Source organism: Enterobacter sp. PP-008-ECC_S150, assembly GCF_045257065.1.
GTDB lineage: Bacteria > Pseudomonadota > Gammaproteobacteria > Enterobacterales > Enterobacteriaceae > Enterobacter > Enterobacter chengduensis.
In genome coordinates this window covers 114,920-139,412 of record NZ_JBJHHG010000003.1, presented here as the reverse complement: position 1 = coordinate 139,412, position 24,493 = coordinate 114,920, and the positions used below count along the sequence as shown (strand labels likewise).

Genomic DNA, 24,493 nt, shown 5'->3' with positions numbered 1-24,493 from the left:
CAATTAGTTTCTCATTCAGCAAGGAATTGCCATGTCTCAGTTTCATCTCATCGCGCCGTCGGGCTACTGCATCAACCAGGACGCGGCGCAGCGGGGCGTACAGCGTTTGCTGGAGTCGGGTCATCAGGTAGAAAATCAGACAATTATCCCCCGCCGCCAGCAGCGTTTTGCCGGTACCGACGCGCAGAGGCTGAATGATATCAATAGCCTGGTGAACCTTAAGGGTGAAAATCGGATTGTGCTGGCGGTGCGCGGCGGATATGGCGCGAGCCGACTGCTGGAGAGCATTGACTGGCAGGGGCTGGCGCAGCGCCAGCAGCAGGATCCGCTGCTGATATGCGGCCACAGCGATTTCACCGTCATCCAGCTTGGGCTGCTGGCCCTGCATAACGTTGTCACCTTCAGCGGTCCGATGCTGGCCGGTAACTTCGGCGCACCGGAGCTGGACGCGTTCACCGTGGAGCATTTCTGGCGCGCGCTGCGTAATCCAGCCTACAGCGTGGAGTGGCAAGGTAATGGACCGCACTGGGAATGTGAAGGCCAGCTTTGGGGCGGCAACCTGGCGATGCTGGTCTCGCTTATCGGCACGCCGTGGCTGCCGCACATCGAGAACGGCATTCTGGTACTGGAGGATATTAACGAGCACCCGTTCCGGGTCGAACGCATGCTGCTGCAGCTTTATCATGCCGGTATTCTTGAGCGCCAGTCCGCGATTGTGCTGGGCAGCTTCAGCGGCTCTGCGCCGAACGACTATGACGCGGGTTACACCCTTGAGACCATGGTCGATTTCGTCCGCTCGCGGCTGGATATTCCGGTCATTACCGGCCTGGACTTTGGCCATGAGCAGCAAACCGTGACCCTGGCGCTGGGGGCCCACGCTTCCCTGCTCCACAATGACGCCGGCAGTCGGCTAACCATCAGCGGCCATCCTGTCATAAAGGCATAAAAAAGCCGTTATACCCCCTTAATAAAACGCTGTTGCCGTCGTTAATATGTTAGGGTTTTAGTAACAGCGTTAACATTGAGGTGGGAGTAAGAGAACATTGGATGCCGCAGCGATAATCAGCCTTTTCATTTTGGGTTCTGTCCTTGTAACCAGCAGTATTTTATTAAGTTCATTTTCATCGCGTCTCGGCATACCTATTCTTGTCATTTTCCTCGCCATCGGCATGCTGGCCGGCATCGATGGCATCGGCGGTATCCCATTCGATAACTATCCTTTCGCCTACATGGTGAGTAACCTTGCCCTGGCGGTGATCCTGCTTGACGGCGGGATGCGCACCCAGGCGAGCTCGTTCCGCGTGGCCCTGGGGCCCGCGCTGTCGCTCGCGACGGTTGGCGTGTTGATAACCTCCGGCCTCACCGGAATGATGGCCGCGTGGCTCTTCCATCTCAATATCATGGAAGGTTTGCTGATTGGCGCGATTGTCGGCTCAACCGATGCGGCAGCGGTGTTTTCTCTGCTTGGTGGAAAAGGGCTCAACGAACGTGTTGGCTCCACGCTTGAGATTGAATCCGGCAGTAACGACCCGATGGCGGTGTTTCTCACCATTACGCTTATCGAGATGATTCAGCAGCACGAAAGCGGGCTGAGCTGGACGTTTGCGTGGCATATCCTGCAGCAGTTTGGCCTGGGGATTGTCATCGGCCTGGTGGGCGGCTATCTGCTTCAGCAGACAATCAACCGCATATCGCTGCCGTTGGGGCTTTACCCGTTGCTGGCGCTGAGCGGCGGCATCCTCATTTTTGCCGTTACCACGGCGCTGGACGGCAGCGGCATTCTCGCCGTCTACCTCTGCGGGTTCCTGATGGGCAACCGCCCTATTCGCAACCGGCATGCCATTTTGCAGAACTTCGACGGTCTGGCCTGGCTGGCGCAGATCGGCATGTTCCTGGTGCTGGGGCTTCTGGTCACCCCCTCAGACCTGCTGCCCATCGCGGTTCCGGCGCTGCTGCTGTCCGCGTGGATGATCTTCTTCGCCCGTCCGCTGTCGGTATTTGCAGGTTTGCTGCCGTTTCGCGGCTTCAACCTGCGCGAGCGGATATTCATCAGTTGGGTGGGCCTGCGCGGCGCGGTGCCGATTATCCTTGCCGTCTTCCCGATGATGGCGGGTCTGGATAACGCCCGGCTGTTCTTTAACGTGGCGTTCTTCGTGGTGCTGATTTCGCTGCTGTTCCAGGGAACGTCCCTCGGGTGGGCGGCGAAAAAGGCGAAGGTGGTCGTGCCGCCGGTAGGGCTGCCCGTCTCGCGCGTGGGGCTGGATATTCACCCGGAAAACCCCTGGGAGCAGTTTGTTTACCAGCTCAGCGCGGACAAATGGTGCGTGGGCGCGTCGCTGCGCGATCTGCATATGCCTGCCGAAACGCGCATTGCCGCCCTGTTCCGCGACAATGTTCTGCTGCATCCGACCGGCAGCACGCGACTGCGAGAAGGGGATATTCTGTGCGTGATTGGTCGCGAGGCGGATCTTCCCGCGCTGGGCAAGCTGTTCAGCCAGTCGCCTCCGGTAGCGCTGGACCAGCGTTTCTTCGGCGATTTTATTCTGGAAGCCAGCGCCAGGTTTGCCGATGTGGCGCTGATTTACGGCCTGGATGAAGGTGCTGAAGACGGTGATAACCAGCAGACGCTGGGCGAAATCATCCAGCAGCGGCTGGGGGCTGCCCCGGTGGTGGGCGATCAGGTGGAGTTTGCCGGAATGATCTGGACCGTCGCTGAAAAAGAAGATAACGCGGTGCGGAAAGTCGGTTTAAGGCCGATGGAAGAGGACGCGGAGTAGTGGTTTTTTGCCGGGTGGCGGCTGCGCCTTACCCGGCCTACAAAATCCTCGAACGTAGGCCGGGTAAGCGTTAGCGCCACCCGGCGAACAAAGGTTACACCGTCACAACCGGCACTCTCGGCGCCAGGGCGCACATGAGTTCATACCCCACCGTGCCCGCCGCGGCCGCCACGTCATCAATTTTGATTTCATTACCCCACAGCTCGACCGGCGAACCGATGCCCGCCTGCGGGCAGGGCGTCAGGTCAACGGCCAGCATATCCATTGATACCGTGCCTACCGTTCCCGTGCGGACGCCATCTACCAGGACCGGCGTGCCGGTCGGCGCGATGCGCGGATAGCCGTCGGCATAGCCGCCCGCCACGATGCCAATACGCTGCTCGCCTTTCGCCCGGTAGCGGCTGCCGTAGCCCACCGCGTCGCCGGCCTTCAGCGTCTGCACGCCGATGATTTCGCTGCGCAGGGTCATGACCGGCTTCAGGCCGCTGTTGGCGATATCCTGCCACTGCCCTGAGGGCGATGCCCCGTACAGAACGATCCCCGGACGCACCCAGTTATAGTGCGCTTCAGGATGCCACAGCGTCGCCGCCGAGTTCGACAGCGAGCGCGGGCAGTCCAGCCCCTCTGCCGCCTGCTCGATGCGGACCATGGCATCGACAATGCCGTCCGGTTTTTCCGCATCGGCAAAGTGCGCCATCAGCGTCATTTCGCCCACGTTTTTCAGGGCGCGCAGCTGCTGCCACACCGTATGCACCCGCTCAGGCTGGAAGCCCAGGCGGTTCATGCCGCTGTTGACCTTGAGGTAGATATCCAGCGGCGCGTGGAGCTTCGCATCCTGAATCGCCTTAATCTGCCAGTTGCTGTGAACGCTGGTGGTCAGGCGATACTTATCCAGCAGCGGCAGATCGTCCGCGTGGAAAAATCCTTCCAGCAGCAGTATGGGCCCTTTCCAGCCGCGCTCGCGCAGCAGAATGGCCTCTTCCAGATTCAGTAGCGCAAAGCCGTCGGTGGCGCTCAGCGCGCTCCAGATGCGATCGATGCCGTGGCCATAGGCATTGGCTTTCACCACCGACCACACGCGTGCGCCAGGTGCCGCCCGGCGAACAATTTGCAGGTTATCCTTCAGGGCCTGCAGGTTCAGCTGGGCCAGAACGGGACGGGACATAACAACTCCTTAGCTATGCGCGCCGTGCAGGTGCTGTGGACGCGACGGCGTAAACCCCGATTGATAGCGCGCGGCGCTTAAATCGTCAAACGGAATGGCCGGCGTGCGACCGGAGATCAGGTCGCTAAGCAGCTGGCCGGAGCCACAGGCCATCGTCCAGCCCAGCGTGCCGTGCCCGGTGTTGGTCCAGAGGTTTTTATACGGCGTGCGGCCGACAATCGGCGTGCCGTCCGGCGTCATCGGGCGCAGGCCGGTCCAGAACGTTGCCTGCTCAACAAAGCCGCCGCGCGGGAAGAGATCGCCCACTACCATCTCCAGCGTTTCACGCCGCGGCTGCAGCAGCTCGGTGTTGAAGCCGACAATCTCCGCCATGCCGCCAACGCGGATGCGGTTATCGAAGCGGGTAATGGCGATTTTGTACGTTTCATCGAGAATGGTCGAGACGGGCGCGCCGCTCTCCTCCTTCACCGGAATGGTCAGGGAGTAGCCCTTCAGCGGGTAGACCGGAATATCGAGAATGCCTTTGAGCATCGCGGTGGAGTACGAACCAAACGCCATGACGTAGGCATCGGCTTTGATCACTTCTTCACCACACTTCACGCCGTAAATTCTTTCCCCTTCCGACAGCAGCTTGTCAACAGCGGTGTTGAAGCGGAACTTCACGCCCGCCTGCTCGCACATCTGCGCCAGGCGTTGCGTAAAGAGCTGGCAGTCGCCGGTTTCATCGTTAGGCAGGCGCAGACCGCCCGTCAGCTTATGCGCCACTTCCGCCAGCGCCGGTTCCACCTGACCAAGCTGGCTGGCCTCCAGCAGCTGATACGGAACGCCGGCATCTTCCAGCACGGCGATATCGCGGGTGGCGTTTTCGTACTGTTGCCCGGTACGGAACAGCTGCAGCGTGCCGCCCTGGCGGCCTTCATACTCAATACCCGTCGACGCGCGCAGCGCTTTCAGACAGTCACGGCTGTATTCCGCCAGGCGCACCATGCGCCCTTTGTTCTCCATGTAGTGGCGAGTGTCGCAGTTGCGCAGCATCTGCCACATCCACTTCAGCTGGAACGGCGTGCCGTCAAGGCTGATGGCCAGCGGCGCGTGGCGCTGAAACATCCATTTAATCGCCTTCAGCGGAACGCCCGGCGCAGCCCACGGTGCCGCATAGCCGGGAGAGATTTGCCCGGCGTTCGCCGCGCTGGTTTCAAGCGCCGGACCGGATTCACGATCGATAACGGTGACGTCATGTCCCGCCTGGCTTAAATACCAGGCGCTGGTTACCCCAACGACACCACTTCCCAGTATGACAACACGCATAGCCACTCCATTATGTGCAAAAGAACAATCTTCTAATTACAGATTGATAACCTAGTTGAAAATATTATTCAACATACGACTTTTTTATGGTGACTTACCTCACACATCCCCCAGCATCAGGGGATAGCGCTAATTTGGGATCTCCTGCTGCGCGTTATTTTTAACCAGCATAATATGCTGAGACATGCCGTTTTTTTGCCGTATCAAAAACGCGAAATCGCAAAGAAAAAATTTCTGCCCCAGCACGCTTTTTAACACGTTGATCTATGCTTGAAAGGAGGCTCTCCAGACAGAGAGAGCACCCACAACGAGGGCGCGCTAATGGCTACTATTGATTCTCTGAACAAGGACAACACACGTCTCAGCGATGGACCCGACTGGACCTTCGAGCTGCTGGATGTCTACCTTGCCGAAATCGACCGGGTCGCAAAACTCTATCGTCTGGATACCTATCCCCATCAGATTGAAGTTATTACGTCCGAACAGATGATGGATGCCTACTCCAGCGTCGGGATGCCGATTAACTACCCGCACTGGTCGTTTGGTAAAAAATTTATTGAAACGGAGCGGCTGTACAAGCACGGACAGCAGGGGCTGGCGTATGAGATTGTGATTAACTCCAATCCGTGCATCGCCTATTTAATGGAGGAGAACACCATTACCATGCAGGCGCTGGTGATGGCGCACGCCTGCTACGGGCACAACTCCTTTTTCAAGAATAACTATCTGTTCCGCAGCTGGACGGATGCCAGCTCCATCGTCGATTACCTGATTTTCGCCCGTAAATACATTACCGACTGCGAAGAGCGCTACGGCGTGGACGAAGTGGAAAAACTGCTCGATTCCTGCCACGCGCTGATGAACTACGGCGTGGACCGCTACAAACGCCCGCAGAAAATCTCCCTGCAGGAGGAGAAAGCCCGGCAGAAAAGCCGCGAAGAGTATCTGCAAAGCCAGGTGAACATGCTGTGGCGCACCCTGCCGAAGCGTGAGGAAGAAAAAACGATCGCTGAAGCCCGGCGCTATCCGTCCGAGCCGCAGGAAAACCTGCTCTACTTTATGGAGAAGAACGCCCCGCTGCTGGAGCCGTGGCAGCGTGAGATCCTGCGCATCGTGCGCAAGGTGAGCCAGTATTTTTACCCGCAAAAGCAGACGCAGGTGATGAACGAAGGCTGGGCGACCTTCTGGCACTACACCATCCTCAACCATCTGTACGACGAGGGAAAAGTGACCGAGCGGTTCATGATGGAGTTTCTTCACAGCCATACCAACGTGGTGTTCCAGCCGCCCTACAACAGCCCGTGGTACAGCGGAATCAACCCGTATGCCCTTGGCCTTGCCATGTTCCAGGACATTAAGCGCATCTGCCAGTCGCCGACGGAAGAAGACAGATACTGGTTCCCGGATATCGCCGGCTCCGACTGGCTGGAAACGCTGCACTTTGCGATGCGCGACTTCAAGGATGAGAGCTTCATCAGCCAGTTTATGTCGCCGAAGATCATGCGTGATTTCCGCTTCTTCACCGTGCTGGACGATGACCGCAACAACTTTCTGGAGATCTCCGCGATCCACAACGAGGAGGGATACCGCGAGATCCGCTCTCGCCTCTCTTCCCAGTACAACCTGAGCAACCTTGAGCCAAATATTCAGGTGTGGAACGTCGATTTACGCGGCGACCGCTCCCTGACGCTGCGCTATATCCCGCACAATCGCGCGCCGCTGGATAAAGGACGTAAAGAGGTGCTCAAGCATGTTCATCGTCTGTGGGGCTTTGACGTGCAGCTGGAGCAGCAGAATGAAGACGGGAGCGTCGAGCTGCTGGAACGCTGCCCGGCGCGGTTGAATACGCTGTAGTGCGTTTTTTATGCCCGGTGGCGCTGCGCTTACCGGGCCTACAGGACCCGTAGGTCGGGTAAGGCGTAGCCGCCACCCGACGAAAAAAAAACCTCTCATACGAGAGGTTTTTTTATTTCAGCGGCTCTGAATCGCCAAATCGCCCGGCAGCGTTTTCTGCATACGGTGCCAGATTTCGCCGGAATCATGACCGTAGCGGCGCACCGTCTCATAAACCTGATCGTGCAGGCCTTCGGTACAGAGCTTGCTCAGCTTATGGTAGAAGCCCAGCGCCAGGCTACGCGCTTCAGGATTGGCAAAGTAGTGGCGGCCGATTCGTGTGTAAAGCCCCTTCATACCGTTGAGGATCAGGCCGTATACCGGGTTGCCGGAGGCAAACGCCAGGCCGCGAAACACGTTGTAATCGAGGGAGGCAAACGCGTCGGCGTGATCTTCCACCTCGTTCGCCGTGGCCAGCACCACAAGGGCGTCTTCCGGATGCTGACGGAAAGCCGTACGAATGAAGATCGTCGCGATGTTGGTGCGCACGGAGAGCAGATTATCAATCAGCTGCGGCACGCTTTCGTGATCGAGGCGCGCCAGCGTTTCAAGAATATTCAGCCCGGACGTCTCCCAGAAGTTGTTCACTTTGGTGGGCTTGCCGTGCTGGATAGTCAACCAGCCATCGCGCGCCAGCCGCTGGAGCACTTCACGCAGCGTGGTGCGAGTGACGCCAATCAGTTCAGAGAGTTCGCGTTCAGCCGGAAGAATGGATCCCGCAGGGAAACGATTATTCCAGATGCTTTCAATGATGTACTCTTCCGCGAAACCCGCCGGGCTCTGCGCCTTAATGACCATAGTGAGATTTCCATTACACAGCTTTTGCAAATTGGACTCATCATACCAGAGGCGCGCAGTGGCAGGTAGCACGGCAAAGTGAGAAAAGAGGGATCGCCGTTTCATTTTTATGAAATTTACAATCGAGCCTTATCCGCCTGCTGGTTGCGATTTTTGCGTATACTGGTGTTTTGTCTTACTTGACGGGGAAGGACGTCTGTCGTGGAAATTTCTTTTGGGCGCGCGCTGTGGCGCAATTTTTTAGGCCAGTCTCCGGACTGGTACAAACTTATTCTTCTGGTGTTCCTGGTCGTTAACCCCCTCCTCTTTAGCGTGAACCCGTTCATTGCCGGGTGGCTGCTGGTGGCGGAATTTATCTTCACCCTGGCGATGGCGCTAAAGTGTTATCCCCTGCTGCCGGGCGGACTGCTGGCGTTTGAAGCCGTGGTCATCGGTATGACGTCGGCAGAACACGTTAAAGCAGAGCTGGCCTCAAATCTTGAAGTGCTTCTGCTGCTGATGTTTATGGTGGCGGGCATCTACTTCATGAAACAGCTGCTGCTGTTTATCTTCACGCGTCTGCTGCTTAGCATACCGTCGAAAATGTTCCTCTCGCTGGCGTTCTGCCTTGCGGCCGCCTTTCTGTCGGCCTTCCTGGACGCGCTGACGGTCGTCGCGGTGGTGATCAGCGTCGCCGTCGGGTTTTACGGGATTTATCACCGCGTGGCCTCCTCTCGTCCGGGCGACGATCTCCAGGATGATAGCCACGTCGAGGCGCATAACCGTGACGTGCTGGAACAGTTCCGCGCGTTTCTGCGCAGCCTGATGATGCATGCCGGGCTCGGTACCGCCCTGGGCGGCGTGATGACGATGGTGGGCGAGCCGCAAAACCTGATCATCGCCAAAGCGGCGGGCTGGCACTTCGGTGAGTTCTTCCTGAGAATGGCGCCCGTGAGCGTACCGGTGCTTTTCTGCGGCCTGGCGACCTGTCTGCTGGTGGAGAAGTTTCGCCTCTTTGGCTACGGGGCGCAGCTCCCGGAGCCGGTGCGTCAGGAGCTGCATAAATTCGATCTGCAAAGCCGCAGCCAGCGGACGCGCCAGGAGACGCTGCGCCTGATTGCGCAGGGGATCATCGGCGTCTGGCTTATCGCGGCCCTGGCGTTTCATCTTGCCGAAGTGGGGCTGATTGGCCTGTCCGTCATTATTCTCGCCACCAGCTTTACCGGCGTGACGGACGAACATGCCATCGGCAAGGCGTTTACCGAAGCCCTGCCGTTTACCGCCCTGCTGGCGGTTTTCTTCGCGGTCGTGGCGGTGATTATCGACCAACACCTGTTCGCGCCGATTATTGCCTTCGTATTACAGGCGTCACCGGACGCTCAGCTGTCGCTGTTTTATCTGTTTAACGGCCTGCTCTCGTCTATCTCCGATAACGTCTTTGTCGGGACGGTCTACATCAACGAGGCCAAAGCGGCCATGGAGCAAGGCATCATCAGCGCCGGACAGTTTGAGCTGCTGGCGGTGGCGATCAATACCGGCACCAACCTGCCGTCGGTGGCGACGCCAAACGGCCAGGCCGCGTTCCTGTTCCTGCTGACCTCCGCCCTCGCGCCGCTCATACGACTTTCTTATGGCAGGATGGTGTGGATGGCGCTGCCCTACACGCTGGTGCTCACGCTCGTGGGATTGCTTTGCGTCAAAATTACCCTCATTCCGTGTACGCAATGGCTGATACAAGCGGGTATACTTGCGGCGCACTAAAATTCGTTTACACTGCGCTTTCTAAGCATGTTCCAGGGAAATGATTATGTTGAGATTTTTAAACCAGTGCTCCCGCGGTCGCGGAGCGTGGTTGTTGATGGCCCTGACCGCCTTTGCGCTGGAAATGGTCGCGCTGTGGTTCCAGCATGTCATGGGGCTGAAACCCTGCGTGCTGTGTATCTACGAGCGCTGCGCCCTGTTCGGCATTATGGGTGCAGGCCTGGTCGGCGCAATTGCGCCAACATCGCCGCTGCGCTATGCGGGGATAGCTATCTGGCTGTACAGCGCCTGGAAGGGCATTGAGCTCTCCTGGCAGCACACCATGATGCAGCTGCACCCGTCGCCGTTCATGACCTGTGATTTCGCCGCCCGCTTCCCGAGCTGGCTGCCGCTGGACAAATGGCTGCCGCAGGTGTTTGTTGCCTCCGGTGACTGCTCCGTTCGCCAGTGGGAATTCCTGACCCTGGAGATGCCGCAGTGGCTGGTGGGGATTTTTGTCGCCTACTTCGTGGTGGCGCTGCTGGTGCTGATTGCCCAGCCGTTCAAGCCGAAGAAACGCGATCTTTTCGGGCGCTAATTTACCCGGCGGCGCTTCGCTTGCGCGGGCCTACGGTTTTGTAGGTCGGGTAAGCGCAGCGCCACCCGACACAACAGCGCACAATAAAAAACCCGCCTCGGCGGGTTTTTTATTCTCAACGGGTCGGGTGGTTCATGATGTGATCTTCCCAGTCCCGCACCTCGGACTCTTTCACCGCAATGTGGCGCACGGAAATGCGCTCGCCGTGCATCGCCGCTTTCGACCCCGTCAGCAGCGGGTGCCAGGCCGGTAAGTCTTTCCCTTCGGCCAGCAGGCGATACGCGCAGGTATGCGGCAGCCATTCAAACGTCGGCAGATTCTCACGGGTTAACTTGATGCAGTCCGGCTCAAACTCAAAGCGGCGCTCATAGTTGCGGCACTGGCAGGTTTTAATGTTGAGCTGCTTGCAGGCCACGTTGGTGAAGTAGATTTCGTCCGTGTCTTCATCCATCAGCTTGTGCAGGCAGCACTGCCCGCAGCCGTCGCATAAGGATTCCCATTCCGCGTCAGTCATGTCGTCGAGAGTTTTGCTTTGCCAGAAAGGGATGTCGTTCATCAGGATGTCCACACGTCAAAAGAAAGCGCACCTTATAACGAGTCTGGCACGTCGTTGCAAGTTTTGCCGCCCTTTTCAGGCGGCAAGAGGAGGTTACAGCACGCGGGTTTTCAGCGACAGGCCGTTAAAACCGACCTCAAGTTCATCACCGCTCACGAGCGGGCCAACGCCTTCCGGCGTCCCGGTCAGGATCACATCGCCTGGTTTCAGGGTAAAGAAACGGCTCATGTAGGCGATCAGGGGCACAATTTTATGGATCATGTCTGCCGTGCTGCCCTGCTGGCGGATTTCGCCGTTGATCTTCAGGCTGAGCGGCGTGTTCTGCGGATCGCCGGTAAATTCGCTCACCGGCACAAACGCCGAAATCGGGCAGGAATTATCAAACCCTTTGGCTTTTTCCCACGGCTGACCGGCTTTTTTCATTTTGCCCTGCACGTCACGCAGGGTCAGATCCAGCGCCACGCCGTAGCCGGCAATCGCTTTCTGGACATGTTCTTCGGAGGCCTGACGCAGCGTCGCGCCGATCAGCACGGCGAGCTCAACTTCGTGATGCACCGAGCCCAGCCCCTGCGGCAGCGCCAGCGGCTGGCGGATATCGCAAAGCGCCGTTTCAGGCTTAATGAACAGAACCGGCTCTTCTGGTGTCGCGCTGCCCATTTCCTGAATATGTTTTGCATAGTTGCTGCCCACGCAGACCACTTTGCTAGCGGGATAATCCAGTAATGCACCTTGCCAGTTATGATGTTGATACATGGTCGACCCCTAAACGGTTGATGTGTTGTGCTCAAAAACAGCTGAGACTATTTTTTACCGTTCGCCTCAAGATGCTGTTTTAATAAATTCTCGGGCGGCGGCGGAAGCTGTAAATAATAGCCCTGCTCGGCTAAGGCCGTTTTCACTTTATCCAGATCGGCATTAATCAGTTTCTTACGACCGTCCAGCGGCAGCAGCATCGCCAGCTGTGGTCGGCCAAAGCTCTTCATTAATTCTTCAGGCACGCGTGAAAAATCGTCTTTCTTTTCGACATAAAGATAGGTCTGGTCACGGCTTGTACTTCTGTAGATCACACAAAACATGTTTTTACTCTGAATTAATGGGTGGTTGCTTGCCTCAATATACTCCTGACTATAACATGCCTGATACTCTTCGGAATATCGCAGCGAATGGTTGCGGTTAATAGCAAATTGAGTAAGGCCAGGATGTCAAACACGCCCATCGAGCTTAAAGGCAGTAGCTTCACCTTATCAGTGGTACATTTGCATGATGCAAAACCCGAGGTTATTCGTCAGGCGTTAGAAGACAAAATCGCCCAGGCTCCCGCCTTTCTGAAGCACGCCCCCGTTGTCATCAACGTCAGCGGTCTTGAGGCGCCGGTTAACTGGAAACTTCTCCAGCAGGCCGTCTCTTCCACGGGACTGCGTATTGTCGGCATCAGCGGCTGCAAAGATACCGAGCTGAAAGCAGAAATTGACCGTGCGGGGCTGCCGCTTCTGAATGAGGGCAAAGAAAAAGCCCCGCGTGCGGCACCCGTTGCCGTCCAGACGCCCCCTCCTGCGGTGCAAAACGTTACAAACATCACAAAAACGCGAATGATTGATGTGCCGGTTCGTTCCGGTCAGCGCATTTATGCACCAAACTGTGATCTGATTGTTACAAGCCACGTCAGTGCTGGCGCTGAGCTGATTGCAGATGGCAATATTCACGTATACGGTATGATGCGTGGACGTGCGCTCGCAGGGGCAAGTGGCGATAGAGATGCGCAAATATTTTGTACTCACCTGACGGCGGAACTGGTGTCCATCGCAGGTGAATATTGGCTGAGCGACAAGATCCCAGCCGAATTTTATGGCAAAGCGGCTCGCCTGCTGCTGGCAGACGACGCGTTGACCGTTCAACCGTTGAATTGATCCCTTTTTAACAAGGAATTTCTATGGCACGCATTATTGTTGTTACTTCGGGTAAAGGAGGCGTTGGCAAGACCACCTCCAGCGCGGCCATCGCTACAGGTTTGGCCCAGAAGGGAAAGAAAACCATCGTTATCGACTTCGATATCGGTCTGCGTAACCTCGACCTCATCATGGGATGTGAGCGTCGCGTCGTGTATGACTTCGTGAACGTCATTCAGGGCGATGCCACGCTGAACCAGGCGATGATTAAAGACAAGCGCACCGAGAACCTCTACATTCTTCCGGCCTCTCAGACGCGTGACAAAGACGCCCTGACCCGTGAAGGGGTGGAAAAGGTGCTCGACGATCTGAAAAAAATGGATTTCGACTTCATTGTCTGCGACTCCCCTGCCGGCATCGAAACCGGTGCCCTGATGGCGCTCTATTTCGCTGATGAAGCCATCATCACCACCAACCCTGAAGTTTCATCCGTGCGCGACTCAGACCGTATTCTGGGCATCCTCGCCTCTAAATCCCGTCGTGCGGAAAATGGCGAAGAACCGATCAAAGAACACCTGCTGCTCACCCGCTACAATCCGGGCCGCGTGAACAAAGGTGACATGCTGAGCATGGAAGACGTGCTGGAGATCCTGCGCATTAAGCTGGTGGGCGTTATCCCGGAAGACCAGTCCGTGCTGCGCGCCTCTAACCAGGGCGAGCCAGTGATCCTTGATACAATGGCAGATGCAGGTAAAGCTTACGCCGATACCGTTGACCGTCTGCTGGGAGAAGAACGTCCTTTCCGCTTCATTGAAGAAGAGAAGAAAGGTTTCCTCAAACGCCTGTTCGGAGGATAAGTTATGGCATTACTGGACTTTTTTCTCTCGCGGAAAAAGAACACCGCCAACATCGCAAAAGAACGTCTGCAAATCATCGTTGCGGAGCGTCGTCGTAGCGACGCCGAGCCTCACTACCTGCCGCAGCTGCGTAAGGACATCCTGGAAGTGATCTGCAAATATGTGCAGATTGACCCGGAGATGGTCACGGTGCAGCTGGAACAAAAAGACGGGGATATTTCGATTCTGGAGCTGAACGTAACGCTCCCGGAAGCGGAAGAGTCGCGTCCGTAAGGTTGTGAGTTCGTAGCCCCGGTAAGCACAGCGCCGCCGGGGGAATATGCCGGGTATAACGCCCGGCATATTTTTTATCGCGGATAACCTTCCAGCAGCGTATTCAGGCGATCGGCCATCAATTTTCCGCGCCATCCCGCCAGCATTTCCGGCACGCCACTCTGCGGCTTCAGCTTCCAGTGTCCGTTCAGCAGCTGGTTAATCTGACGACGTGAGGCGAGCAGCTCCGCGCTCAGCTTGCTTTCCGCGGCAACGTCCTGCACCAGCGCCTTGATATCCTTAAATGCTTTGCGATAGCCCGGCATATCCATCAGGTTCAGCAGCGGTTCCGGCAGCGCCTCTTCCGGCAACTCCTGCGCTTTCGCGACCAGCGCCAGCAGGGTTTTGCCGTGGAAGCGGATCTCGCTGCCCGAAAGCCCAATGCTGTCCAGCTCGCCCAGGCTGCCCGGCATATAGCGGGCGACCGCCCAGAGGTGTTCTTCGCGAACCACAAAGTTAACCGCCAGATCGCGCTCGCGCGCTTTACGCAAGCGCCAGTCTGCCAGCAGCTGCAGGCATGCCAGCTGACGCGTACGCAGCTGCCAGGCGTTGCTGATGTCGCGCCAGGCCTCTTTTGGGTCAACCACTTCCTGACGGCGCTGCTGGGTCATACGACACTCGTCGAGCGCCGCAGGCAGCCATCCGGAGGCTTCCGCCTCTTTCATCAGCTGTCCGGCAATCGGCAGCAGGTAAAACACGTCTGCCGCCGCATACTCCAGCTGACGCGCGGTTAGCGGGCGCGCCAGCCAGTCGGTACGGGATTCGCTTTTATCCAGCACCAGGCCCGTGTACTCCTCCACCATGGCGGCAAAGCCCCACGAAAGCGGACGACCGCTGAAGGCCGCGAGGATCTGCGTATCGATCAGCGGCTGGGGCATGATGCCAAAGGTGTTCAGAAAGACTTCCAGATCTTCACTGCCCGCGTGCAGGTATTTCGTCACGGCGGTATCGAGCAGCAGCTCACGCATCGGCGTCCAGTCGGTAATGCCGAGCGGGTCGATCAGCGACACGTGTTTACCGTCGTACATCTGAATCAACCCCAGCTGCGGATAGTACGTCCGGGTACGGACAAACTCGGTATCCAGGGCAATGGCAGGAAAGTCGCGCGTCACTTCGCACAGCGAAGCCAGCTCGTCGTTGGTGGCGATCATCTGGTAATTCAAAACGGGTTCTCTTTTGTTTGCGCCCATAAAAAACGCCGGCTTAACCGGCGTCGGGGCGATTAGCGTGAAGCTCAGGCCTTATTGTCTACTTTGCCACGGGCTTCGTCACGTAATTCTCGTCGTAATATCTTTCCGACGTTGGATTTCGGCAGCTCATCGCGGAATTCAACCAGCTTCGGCACCTTGTAGCCCGTCAGCTGACGACGGCAGAACGTTACCAGCTCCTCCTCCGTCAGAGAAGCGTCTTTCTTGACCACAAATATCTTGACCGCTTCGCCGCTGCTGCCGGAAGGCACGCCTACGGCCGCCACTTCGAGCACGCCGCTGTGCTGCATAACCACGTCTTCGATCTCATTCGGATAGACGTTGAAGCCGGAGACCAGGATCATATCTTTCTTGCGATCGACGATGCGCAGGAAGCCCTCGTCATCCATTACCGCAATATCGCCGGTGTGCAGCCAGCCGTCTTTGATGATTTCGTCGGTCGCATCGGGACGCTGCCAGTAGCCCAGCATCACCTGTGGACCTTTGACGCACAGCTCGCCCGGCTCGCCCGGCGCAACTTCATTATCGTTATCATCGACCAGCTTAGCCTCTGTAGAAGGCACCGGCAGACCAATGCTCCCGCTGTGATAGTCGATGTCATGCGGGTTAACGCTGACCAGCGGCGCGCATTCCGTCAGGCCGTAGCCTTCCAGCAGATACTGACCGGTGAGCTTCACCCAGCGCTCGGCCACCGCCTGCTGAACCGGCATACCGCCGCCCGCAGAGAGGTGCAGCGTGGAGAAGTCCAGCTGCTGAAACTCTTTATTATTCAGCAGCGCGTTAAACAGGGTGTTTACCCCGGTCATGGCGGTGAACGGATATTTCGCCAGCTCTTTCACCAGTCCCGGGATATCGCGCGGGTTGGTAATGAGGACGTTTTGACCGCCCAGCTCGATAAACAGCAGGCAGTTCATGGTGAGGGCGAAAATGTGGTATAGCGGCAGCGCGGTGATCACCAGCTCTTTTCCCGGATGCAGCAGCGGCCCGTAGGTCGCGTTAACCTGCTCAAGATTCGCCAGCATGTTGCGGTGGGTCAGCATCGCCCCTTTCGCCACGCCGGTGGTGCCGCCGGTATACTGCAGGAAGGCGAGATCGTCTGACACCACTTCCGGCTTGACGTACTGCATGCGGTAGCCCGCGTGCAGCGCGCGGCGGAAGGAGATCGCGTCCGGCAGGTGGTATTTGGGCACCAGACGCTTGACGTATTTAACGACAAAGTTAACCAGCGTGCCCTTGGCGGTGGAAAGCTGGTCCCCCATGCGGGTCAAGATGACGTGTTTGACCTGGGTTTTGTCGACCACTTTTTCCAGCGTATGGGCAAAGTTGGACACAATGACGATCGCGGCCGCGCCGCTGTCGTTCAGCTGGTGCTCCAGCTCGCGCGGGGTGTACAGCGGGTTGACGTTGACGACAATCATCCCGGCTCGCAGGATGCCGAACAGCGCCACCGGGTATTGCAGCAGGTTCGGCATCATCAGCGCGACGCGGTCCCCTTTTTGCAGCCCCAGCCCCTCTTGCAGATAGGCCGCAAACGCCCGGCTACGCTCCTCAAGCTTACGGAACGTCATCACCTCGCCCATATTCACAAATGCGGGCTGGTCCGCGTAGCGCCTTACCGAGTGTTCAAATAACTCCACCAGGGATTGATAACGGTCAGGATTGATCTCAGCAGGAACATCTGCGGGATAACGGTTAAGCCAAACCTTCTTCAATGCATCACCTCTGAAATGAGTGTTCGTCGTCATCACAACCCCGATAATAAACAGTTTGTTAACATTATATTAACTCAGCGTACCAGTTTATTAATTGTTCAGATTTAAGGTTGCGAAGCGCGTCACTCTTTTTTTTCGTTTTATCCGTAAAAAAACAGAGACAGCGGCTGAGCCGCTGTCTCTTTTCTAACAATAACAGTAAGTTACTCAGTAACGATCGTCTGAACCTGTGCCGGACCCGGGTTATACCACCCCCAGCCCGGGTAGCCGTAACGATAAGGGTGTGGACCCCACATCCACGGATCGATCGGCTGAGGCGGCATGATCACCTGCTGTGCCAGTCGCCAGCGCTTATACCCGGTGACCTGCATGGTCATAAATTTATACGGCGAGCTGCCGATTTTGCCCTGCACGGTGCCGGTAATCGGTCCCACGACGGTGACCAGCTGTCCGCGAAAATCGACCGGGTCGAGGAAGCCACTGACGTCCGCATAAATACGCCCCAGGGAGGCCTCGCCCAGGACAGGCCGCGCGCCGCTGTCCAGCGGTACGGTCGCAATCTCCAGGCGGGTTTTCCCCTGCTGGTTTTGCACATCGATCACCTTACCGCCAAAGCGCGCTTCCTGACCGACGTACAGCTCAGGCGCATTCATCACCCGGACCAGATCGTCCTGTGGCGTCGGGCTGCTGCCCTTAATCGCATCAGGAACGGAAACGCATCCGCTCAGTGCTATGGCAAACGCGCCTGCCATAATAAGGCGTACTACTTTAGTCTGACCCGCCATGATGCGACTCCTTTTTCTCAGTTCCTGTTACTGAGATTCACTCGCGGCCCGGAAGTTTCTTCCAAGCGACGGTGTTTCGCAAATAAACCGGCTCCGCCTGTTCAACGGCGACGGTTTTTCCTGCTGCGAGCAGCTGGCTGGCAATAGGAAGCATATCTTCCGCGGCAGGCAGAAGCATGTTGCCGTCCACCAGCGTCACCCCGGTGTTATTTGCCATTTCAGGCCACGCCGGCCAGCCGGTACCGACGGTTGCCCACTCACCGGAGAGCTGCTGCAGTCGTTCAGTGACCGCTTCCGGTTTAAGCACGGCTTCCGTCTCTTCACCGTGCCACACGCCCTGCGCGTCGCGGGTATATTCGGCCCAGTACACTTCACCCATGCGGGCATCAATCGCGGCCAGCACGCGGGTTGCCCCGGTCATGCGCCATGCGCCCTGCGCCATGGTGGCAAGGGTAGAGACGCCGATCATGGGCAGTTCGGCGCCCAGCGCCAGCCCCTGGGCAATGCCAATCCCGATACGTACGCCCGTAAAGCTGCCGGGGCCGCGGCCAAAGGCCAGCGCGTCGAGATCGGTTAAGGAGGTGTTGCCCTGGGTTAAAATGGCTTTTACCAGGGGCAGAATGCGTTGGGTGTGTTCCCGTGGGCACTCTTCGAAATGGGCAGAAACAGCACCGTCGTTCAACAGAGCGACAGAGCAAGCCTCTGTCGCGGTATCAATAGCCAGAATTCGCATCAGTCGTCGCGCTCTCGCAAGGGTCAGTCACAAAATGGCGCGCATCTTAGCACACTCCGGGGTAAATTACTCCGCCGTTGGGTTTGCCAGGAAACGCACCGCGCGTTTTATGTCCCGCGTACGCGGCGCGGGCGGCAGGCTGGCGAGGAAGGTCGCCCCGTACGGTCGCATCACCAGCCGGTTATCGCAAATGACCAGCACGCCGCGATCGGTGACGTCGCGGATGAGTCGCCCTACCCCCTGCTTGAGGGTAATCACCGCGTCCGGCAGCTGGACCTCATCAAACGGATCGCCCCCGCGCAGGCGGCAGTCTTCCATGCGCGCCTTCAGGAGCGGATCGTCCGGGGAGGTGAACGGCAGCTTATCAATGATCACCAGCGAGAGGGTGTCTCCCCGCACGTCGACCCCTTCCCAGAAGCTGCTGGTGGCGACCAGCAGGGCATTACCGGCGCTGACGAACTGCTGGAGCAGCTGGCCTTTGCTGGTTTCCCCCTGCAGCAGCACCGGCAGCGTCATGGTGGCGCGGAACTGCTCGGCGAGATCGCGCATCATGGCGTGAGAGGTACAGAGCATAAAGCAGCGGCCGTTGTTGGCCTCGATCATCGGTTTTAACATCGCGGCCAGATGGCGCGCCGCGCCCGGCTGGTTGGGCAGCGGTAAATTACGCGGCACGCAAAGCAGCGCCTGTTTTTCATAATCAAACGGGCTGGGCAGCAGCAGCGACTCCGCCTGTTCAATGCCGAGGCGCTCGGTAAAGTGGTGCAGATCGTCATTCACCGACAGGGTTGCCGAGGTAAAGATCCAGCTGCCCGACTTCTGCACCATCACCTCTTTAAATTTATCCGCTACCGTCAGCGGCGTCAGCGCCAGCGTGAAATGGCGCGAGGTGCACTCATACCAGTAGCTGTACCCCGGCTGGTTAATCTCTTTGAGCCGTTTGAGCCGCCCGCGATAGAGCGTAGCGCGCTCGAAGGCGGCATCCAGCAGCGCCGAGCGGCCAAGCGACAGCTTCGCCACGTCGTAGCAGAGCTCAAGGGCGTCATCGAGCAGCAGCAGCGCGCGCTGAATATTTTTGTCCGCCAGCAGCTCGCGCAGGTTGCCGCGGTAGCCGGGCTCGCCGAGCTGTAAGCGGAAATCCTGCGCGCTCTGCGCCAGACGGTCGGCGCACTTCTGCAGCTGCTGGGTATCCTTGAGTTCGGTCCGGTAGGCGATGGTGAAATCTTTCGCCAGATCCTGAAGCTGGCGGCTGGAAAGCGACTGGCCGAAGTACTGGCTGGCGATGTCCGGAAGCTGGTGGGCTTCGTCGAAGATCATCACGTCTGCCTCCGGGATCAGCTCGCCAAAGCCGCTGTCTTTGACCACCATATCCGCGAGGAACAGATGGTGGTTCACCACCACCACATCCGCATCCATCGCCTTTTTGCGCGCTTTCACCACGAAGCAGTCTTTATACAGCGGACAGTCGCTGCCGAGGCAGTTGTCGTTGGTGCTGGTCACCAGCGGCCAGGCGGGAGAGTCTTCCGGCACGCTCGCGCAGGTGCTGATATCGCCCTCTTCCGTCTGGTTCGCCCAGGCGCGAAGGACAATCACGTCGCTGAGGGTTTGCACCGGCAGGTCGCCGCCCGCCAGCGCCTGCTGCTCAAGGCGTTCCAGGCAGAGATAGTTGGAGCGCCCCTTCAGCAGGGCCAGACGACCTTTATACTTCAGCGCCTTGGCCACCGTGGGCAAATCGCGGCTGTAGAGCTGATCCTGCAGCGCCTTCGAACCGGTGGAAATAATCACCTTCTTTTTCGCCCGCAGCGCCGGCGCAAGGTAAGCATAGGTTTTACCCGTGCCGGTTCCGGCTTCAACCACCAGCGGCTGAGCCTTATCGATAGCGCGCGCAACGGCATGCGCCATCTGGCGCTGAGGCTCACGGGGTTTGAAGCCGGGAATTGCCTTCGCTAATTGACCTTCAGGGGAAAAATCGTCTGCCACGGTGCTCTCTCACTGTATTTTTGCACAGGGATTATGTCAGCCCATCCTCTCCTGTGCCACCCCAAATAGTGACGACGCCGGAACAATATGGCAGTCTTGCGGCCTGACGACGAAAAATAACGAGGAAACGTTTATGACAATTGTGCGCATTGATGCCGAAGCCCGCTGGTCTGATGTGGTGATCCATAACCAGACGCTCTACTACACCGGCGTACCGGCTAACCTGGACGCGGACGCGTTCGAGCAGACGGCTAATACTCTGGCGCAGATTGATGCGGTGCTGGAAAAACAGGGCAGCGACAAATCCCGCATTCTGGATGCGACGATTTTCCTGGCGAACAAAGAGGACTTCGCGGCAATGAACAAAGCCTGGGATGCGTGGGTGGTGGCGGGTCACGCGCCCGTACGCTGCACCGTACAGGCCACGCTGATGAAGCCGGAATACAAGGTAGAGATTAAGATTATCGCGGCGGTTTAAGCCCGATCACTCTTCATCTTCATTCTCGAAACGCGCCACGATCCGCTCGCCGGTATGCGTGGCGCGCAGTTCTTCCGCCACCTGGGAAATCGCCTGTCCGCTGCTCATCCCCTGGGACATCAGTTCCTGAATTCGCTCAACCGCTTTCTGCTGCTGTTCATGGCTCAGAGAAGGTAAACCTGCAAACATCGTCAACTCCTGCTAAATTATTCGCGCTAATTATTTCACGCTGCCCGGTAGTATGCCACACATGAACATGCGCTTCCCCACTGTTATTACCCTGCCCTGGCGGACAGACGCCGCTGAATACTGGTTTGCCCGCCTGAGCCATCTTCCGTTTGCGATGCTGCTGCACTCCGGTCATGCGGACCATCCCTATAGCCGCTTTGATATTCTGGTCGCCGATCCGCTGAAGACGCTGACAACCGATGACCTGTCACTGACGGACGATCCGCTGGCGCAGCTTCAGCACGACATTAACGCGCTGGGCTTATCTGCCACCCCCAACCCGGACCTTCCTTTTCAGGGGGGCGCGCTGGGCCTGTTTGGCTACGATCTGGGTCGCCGTTTCGAAACGCTGCCTGAGCATGCGCAGGCTGATATTGCCCTGCCAGACATGGCCGTGGGGCTGTATGACTGGGCGTTAATTGTCGATCACCTGAAAAAAACGGTTTCCCTGCTGAGCCACCGTGACGTGCAGGCGCGGCTGGCGTGGCTTGAGGCGCAGCAGCCAGCCCCCGCAGAGACGTTCGCGCTGACCTCCGGCTGGCGCTCGAACATGAGCGCCGCGGAGTATGCCGAAAAGTTTTCGCGCGTTCAGGCCTATCTGCAAAGCGGCGACTGCTATCAGGTGAACCTCGCCCAGCGTTTTCAGGCGACATACCGGGGAGACGAGTGGCAGGCCTTTACCCGTCTTAATGCCAGCAATAAGGCGCCCTTTAGCGCGTTTGTGCGTCTGGAACAGGGGGCCATACTTAGCCTGTCACCCGAGCGCTTTATTCATCTGGCCGAGGGCACCATTCAAACCCGTCCAATTAAAGGCACCCTGCCGCGCCTTGCCGATCCCGACGCCGACCGCCGGCAGGCGGAAAAGCTGGCCGCCTCGCCGAAGGACCGCGCCGAAAACCTGATGATTGTCGATCTGATGCGTAACGACATTGGCCGGGTGGCCGTTCCGGGCAGCGTCCGCGTGCCGGAACTGTTTGTCGTTGAGCCTTTCCCGGCGGTGCATCACCTGGTCAGCACCATTACCGCGCGGCTGCCCGATTCACGCACGGCCTGCGATCTTCTGCGCGCCGCGTTCCCGGGCGGCTCCATCACCGGCGCGCCAAAGGTGCGGGCGATGGAGATCATTGATGAGCTGGAGCCGCAGCGCCGCAACGCCTGGTGCGGCAGCATCGGCTATATCAGCCTGTGCGGCACGCTGGATACCAGCATTACCATCCGCACGCTGACCGCCTGCGACGGCAACCTTTACTGTTCGGCCGGGGGCGGCATTGTCGCCGATAGCCAGGTCGATGCGGAATATCAGGAAACCTTTGATAAAGTTAACCGTATCCTGCAACAACTGGAGTAATCACGGGTGGAAAAAGAGAACCTGACGCTGGATGACTTTTTATCTCGCTTTCAGCTATTACGACCGCAGGTCAACCGCGAGGCGCTGAACCCGCGCCAGGCGGCCGTGCTGATCCCGGTCGTGCGTCGTGCGCGCCCGGGCCTGCTGCTCACCCAGCGTTCCCCCCATTTACGCAAGCACGCGGGACAGGTCGCCTTTCCGGGTGGCGCGGTAGACAGCTCCGACGCCTCGCTGATTGCCGCCGCGCTGCGGGAAGCGCAGGAAGAAGTTGCCATTCCGCCGCAGGCCGTGGAGGTCATCGGCGTGCTGCCGCCGGTCGACAGCGTCACCGGTTTTCAGGTCACGCCGGTGGTGGGCGTTATCCCGCCGGGCCTGCAGTATCACGCCAGCGTCGATGAAGTCTCCGCGGTGTTTGAAATGCCGCTGGATGAAGCCCTCCGACTGAGCCGCTATCACCCGCTGGATATTCAGCGTCGGGGGCATGACCATCGGGTCTGGCTATCCTGGTATCAGCATTATTTTGTCTGGGGCATGACGGCGGGCATTATTCGCGAGCTGGCGTTGCAAATCGGCCTGAAGCCTTGACTATACTTTACATTCCATCCTTTTTTACAGGTTTGCGATCGGCGTCGCGCTATTAGCAAAACCCATCGTTAACCATTAGTTTAATTCATGTGAATAGTTAAGCCGAGGTCGGTGTTCCCTCTTACACTATGCGCAGTTATAACATCGTTACTGGAACCCCGGTAACCCTGTCAGGAGTGTGAAAGTGATTAGTATATTCGACATGTTCAAAGTGGGAATTGGCCCTTCGTCTTCCCATACTGTTGGCCCGATGAAGGCCGGTAAACAGTTCGTCGATGATCTGGTCGAAAAAGGATTACTGGAAAGCGTTACCCGTGTTGCCGTAGACGTTTATGGCTCGCTGTCCTTAACGGGTAAAGGCCACCACACCGATATCGCCATTATTATGGGTCTGGCAGGCAATATGCCGGATACCGTTGATATTGATGCCATCCCGGCATTCATCCGCGACGTGGAAACCCGCGGTCGCCTGCTGCTGGCTAACGGTCAGCAGGAAGTCGATTTCCCGCAGGATGACGGCATGCGCTTCCGTAGCGACAACCTGCCGCTGCACGAAAACGGCATGACCATTCACGCGTTTAGCGGTGAAAAAGAGATCTACAGCAAAACGTACTACTCCATCGGCGGTGGCTTCATCGTGGATGAAGAGCATTTTGGCAAAGACAGCGTCGGCGACGTCAGCGTACCGTACCCGTTTAAATCGGCTACCGAGATGCTGGGCTACTGCAAACAGACCGGTCTTTCCCTGTCCGGCATGGTGATGCAGAACGAGCTGGCCCTGCACAGCAAAAAAGAGATTGAAGACTATTTTGCCAACGTCTGGCAAACCATGCGCGCCTGTATCGACCGCGGGATGAACACCGAAGGGGTTCTGCCGGGTCCACTGCGCGTGCCGCGTCGTGCCTCTGCCCTGCGCCGTATGCTGGTGACCACGGACAAATTCTCCAACGATCCGATGAACGTGGTCGACTGGGTAAACATGTTTGCGCTGGCGGTGAACGAAGAGAACGCCGCCGGTGGCCGCGTGGTGACGGCGCCCACCAACGGTGCCTGCGGTATCGTTCCGGCCGTGCTGGCGTATTACGACCACTTTATTGAGCCCGTGACGCCGGACATCTATATCCGCTATTTCCTGGCGGCAGGCGCTATTGGCGCGCTGTATAAGATGAACGCCTCCATTTCCGGTGCGGAAGTGGGCTGTCAGGGTGAAGTCGGCGTGGCCTGCTCCATGGCGGCGGCGGGTCTGGCAGAGCTGCTGGGCGCAAGCCCTGAGCAGGTCTGCGTGGCGGCCGAAATCGGTATGGAACATAACCTCGGTCTGACCTGTGACCCGGTGGCGGGCCAGGTGCAGGTACCGTGCATTGAGCGTAACGCGATTGCCTCGGTAAAAGCCATCAACGCCTCACGTATGGCAATGCGCCGTACCAGCGAACCGCGCGTATCGCTGGATAAGGTGATTGAAACCATGTACGAAACCGGCAAGGATATGAACGCGAAGTATCGCGAAACGTCCCGTGGTGGCCTGGCCATTAAGGTGCAGTGCGACTAATACTCGCTTTCGCCCATCTGC

The 24,493-nt window shown here is 58.0% G+C and carries 24 protein-coding genes; 12 read left to right on the top strand and 12 right to left on the bottom strand.

What is annotated here, in order from left to right; genetic code table 11:
• The first annotated feature begins 31 nt into the window (after positions 1-31).
• On the top strand, positions 32-946 hold the full coding sequence (gene ldcA / locus ACJBF3_RS05055; RefSeq protein ID WP_045326672.1) for a muramoyltetrapeptide carboxypeptidase: 915 nt from the start codon (positions 32-34) through the stop codon (positions 944-946).
• Positions 947-1,043: 97 nt separating this feature from the next.
• The gene (locus ACJBF3_RS05050) at positions 1,044-2,777 is read left to right on the top strand and encodes a potassium/proton antiporter (protein WP_045326673.1); all 1,734 of its coding nucleotides are present in this window, start codon (positions 1,044-1,046) and stop codon (positions 2,775-2,777) included.
• Positions 2,778-2,871: 94 nt separating this feature from the next.
• On the opposite strand, the gene dadX is transcribed toward ACJBF3_RS05050, so the two are convergent.
• Both dadX and ACJBF3_RS05040 read right to left on the bottom strand, forming a co-directional pair.
• Positions 2,872-3,942, bottom strand: coding sequence for a catabolic alanine racemase DadX (gene dadX / locus ACJBF3_RS05045; RefSeq protein WP_045326674.1), 1,071 nt, complete (start codon positions 3,940-3,942; stop codon positions 2,872-2,874).
• A gap of 9 nt (positions 3,943-3,951) precedes the next feature.
• Positions 3,952-5,250: a D-amino acid dehydrogenase gene (locus ACJBF3_RS05040; RefSeq protein WP_045326675.1), complete on the bottom strand. Its 1,299-nt coding sequence runs from the start codon at positions 5,248-5,250 to the stop codon at positions 3,952-3,954.
• Positions 5,251-5,571: 321 nt separating this feature from the next.
• Here ACJBF3_RS05040 and ACJBF3_RS05035 point away from each other — a divergent pair, with 321 nt between their 5' ends.
• Positions 5,572-7,104 carry a SpoVR family protein gene (locus tag ACJBF3_RS05035; protein WP_047723358.1) on the top strand — a complete coding sequence of 511 codons (1,533 nt, stop codon included), beginning with the start codon at positions 5,572-5,574 and terminating at the stop codon, positions 7,102-7,104.
• Between the two features lie 117 nt (positions 7,105-7,221).
• Here ACJBF3_RS05035 and fadR read toward each other — a convergent pair whose 3' ends face one another.
• The gene (gene fadR, locus ACJBF3_RS05030) at positions 7,222-7,941 is read right to left on the bottom strand and encodes a fatty acid metabolism transcriptional regulator FadR (protein WP_045326676.1); all 720 of its coding nucleotides are present in this window, start codon (positions 7,939-7,941) and stop codon (positions 7,222-7,224) included.
• 201 nt (positions 7,942-8,142) lie between these two features.
• On the opposite strand from fadR, the gene nhaB reads away from it, so the two are divergent.
• Entirely contained in the window at positions 8,143-9,681 is a 1,539-nt protein-coding gene (nhaB, locus tag ACJBF3_RS05025; RefSeq protein WP_045326677.1) for a Na(+)/H(+) antiporter NhaB, read from the top strand.
• A 46-nt stretch (positions 9,682-9,727) separates the two neighbouring features.
• Complete coding sequence (gene dsbB / locus ACJBF3_RS05020; RefSeq protein WP_045326678.1) at positions 9,728-10,258, top strand: disulfide bond formation protein DsbB; 531 nt, start codon at positions 9,728-9,730, stop codon at positions 10,256-10,258.
• Positions 10,259-10,373: 115 nt separating this feature from the next.
• On the opposite strand, the gene ACJBF3_RS05015 is transcribed toward dsbB, so the two are convergent.
• From ACJBF3_RS05015 to ACJBF3_RS05005, 3 genes are all read right to left on the bottom strand, one after another.
• A complete protein-coding gene (locus ACJBF3_RS05015) occupies positions 10,374-10,814 on the bottom strand; it encodes a YcgN family cysteine cluster protein (RefSeq protein WP_032672443.1) in 441 nt (146 codons plus the stop codon).
• Positions 10,815-10,907: 93 nt separating this feature from the next.
• The gene (locus ACJBF3_RS05010) at positions 10,908-11,567 is read right to left on the bottom strand and encodes a fumarylacetoacetate hydrolase family protein (RefSeq protein ID WP_045326679.1); all 660 of its coding nucleotides are present in this window, start codon (positions 11,565-11,567) and stop codon (positions 10,908-10,910) included.
• A gap of 47 nt (positions 11,568-11,614) precedes the next feature.
• Complete coding sequence (locus ACJBF3_RS05005) at positions 11,615-11,890, bottom strand: YcgL domain-containing protein (RefSeq protein WP_032641206.1); 276 nt, start codon at positions 11,888-11,890, stop codon at positions 11,615-11,617.
• 123 nt (positions 11,891-12,013) lie between these two features.
• Between ACJBF3_RS05005 and minC the strand changes: the two genes are divergently transcribed.
• Genes minC through minE form a run of 3 tightly spaced genes read left to right on the top strand, consistent with a single transcriptional unit; the run spans position 12,014 to position 13,830 of the window.
• Positions 12,014-12,721, top strand: coding sequence for a septum site-determining protein MinC (minC, locus tag ACJBF3_RS05000; RefSeq protein ID WP_045326680.1), 708 nt, complete (start codon positions 12,014-12,016; stop codon positions 12,719-12,721).
• Between the two features lie 23 nt (positions 12,722-12,744).
• Positions 12,745-13,557: a septum site-determining protein MinD gene (gene minD, locus ACJBF3_RS04995; RefSeq protein ID WP_045326681.1), complete on the top strand. Its 813-nt coding sequence runs from the start codon at positions 12,745-12,747 to the stop codon at positions 13,555-13,557.
• Positions 13,558-13,560: 3 nt separating this feature from the next.
• Entirely contained in the window at positions 13,561-13,830 is a 270-nt protein-coding gene (gene minE / locus ACJBF3_RS04990) for a cell division topological specificity factor MinE (protein WP_008500504.1), read from the top strand.
• 74 nt (positions 13,831-13,904) lie between these two features.
• Here the strand turns inward: minE and rnd are convergent, their stop codons facing one another.
• The 5 genes from rnd to ACJBF3_RS04965 form a co-directional block, all read right to left on the bottom strand.
• Positions 13,905-15,032, bottom strand: a complete 1,128-nt coding sequence (gene rnd / locus ACJBF3_RS04985; RefSeq protein WP_088475406.1) for a ribonuclease D — start codon at positions 15,030-15,032, stop codon at positions 13,905-13,907.
• Positions 15,033-15,103: 71 nt separating this feature from the next.
• Positions 15,104-16,789 (bottom strand): long-chain-fatty-acid--CoA ligase FadD, encoded by a 1,686-nt coding sequence (gene fadD / locus ACJBF3_RS04980; RefSeq protein ID WP_072265669.1) that lies wholly within the window; start codon positions 16,787-16,789, stop codon positions 15,104-15,106.
• Between the two features lie 203 nt (positions 16,790-16,992).
• Positions 16,993-17,574: a Slp family lipoprotein gene (locus ACJBF3_RS04975; RefSeq protein WP_045326684.1), complete on the bottom strand. Its 582-nt coding sequence runs from the start codon at positions 17,572-17,574 to the stop codon at positions 16,993-16,995.
• A gap of 37 nt (positions 17,575-17,611) precedes the next feature.
• The gene (gene tsaB, locus ACJBF3_RS04970; RefSeq protein WP_045326685.1) at positions 17,612-18,307 is read right to left on the bottom strand and encodes a tRNA (adenosine(37)-N6)-threonylcarbamoyltransferase complex dimerization subunit type 1 TsaB; all 696 of its coding nucleotides are present in this window, start codon (positions 18,305-18,307) and stop codon (positions 17,612-17,614) included.
• A gap of 66 nt (positions 18,308-18,373) precedes the next feature.
• The gene (locus ACJBF3_RS04965; RefSeq protein WP_045326686.1) at positions 18,374-20,284 is read right to left on the bottom strand and encodes an ATP-dependent DNA helicase; all 1,911 of its coding nucleotides are present in this window, start codon (positions 20,282-20,284) and stop codon (positions 18,374-18,376) included.
• Between the two features lie 133 nt (positions 20,285-20,417).
• Here ACJBF3_RS04965 and ACJBF3_RS04960 point away from each other — a divergent pair, with 133 nt between their 5' ends.
• Positions 20,418-20,762, top strand: coding sequence for a RidA family protein (locus ACJBF3_RS04960; RefSeq protein ID WP_023312193.1), 345 nt, complete (start codon positions 20,418-20,420; stop codon positions 20,760-20,762).
• Positions 20,763-20,768: 6 nt separating this feature from the next.
• On the opposite strand, the gene ACJBF3_RS04955 is transcribed toward ACJBF3_RS04960, so the two are convergent.
• Positions 20,769-20,951: a YoaH family protein gene (locus tag ACJBF3_RS04955; protein ID WP_045326687.1), complete on the bottom strand. Its 183-nt coding sequence runs from the start codon at positions 20,949-20,951 to the stop codon at positions 20,769-20,771.
• Between the two features lie 61 nt (positions 20,952-21,012).
• Between ACJBF3_RS04955 and pabB the strand changes: the two genes are divergently transcribed.
• The 3 genes from pabB to sdaA all read left to right on the top strand — a co-directional run bounded on the left by pabB (position 21,013) and on the right by sdaA (position 24,472).
• On the top strand, positions 21,013-22,338 hold the full coding sequence (pabB, locus tag ACJBF3_RS04950) for an aminodeoxychorismate synthase component 1 (protein ID WP_045326688.1): 1,326 nt from the start codon (positions 21,013-21,015) through the stop codon (positions 22,336-22,338).
• Positions 22,339-22,344: 6 nt separating this feature from the next.
• Positions 22,345-22,923, top strand: a complete 579-nt coding sequence (locus ACJBF3_RS04945; RefSeq protein WP_045326689.1) for a CoA pyrophosphatase — start codon at positions 22,345-22,347, stop codon at positions 22,921-22,923.
• 184 nt (positions 22,924-23,107) lie between these two features.
• Complete coding sequence (gene sdaA, locus ACJBF3_RS04940) at positions 23,108-24,472, top strand: L-serine ammonia-lyase (RefSeq protein WP_025756887.1); 1,365 nt, start codon at positions 23,108-23,110, stop codon at positions 24,470-24,472.
• Positions 24,473-24,493: the final 21 nt, after the last annotated feature.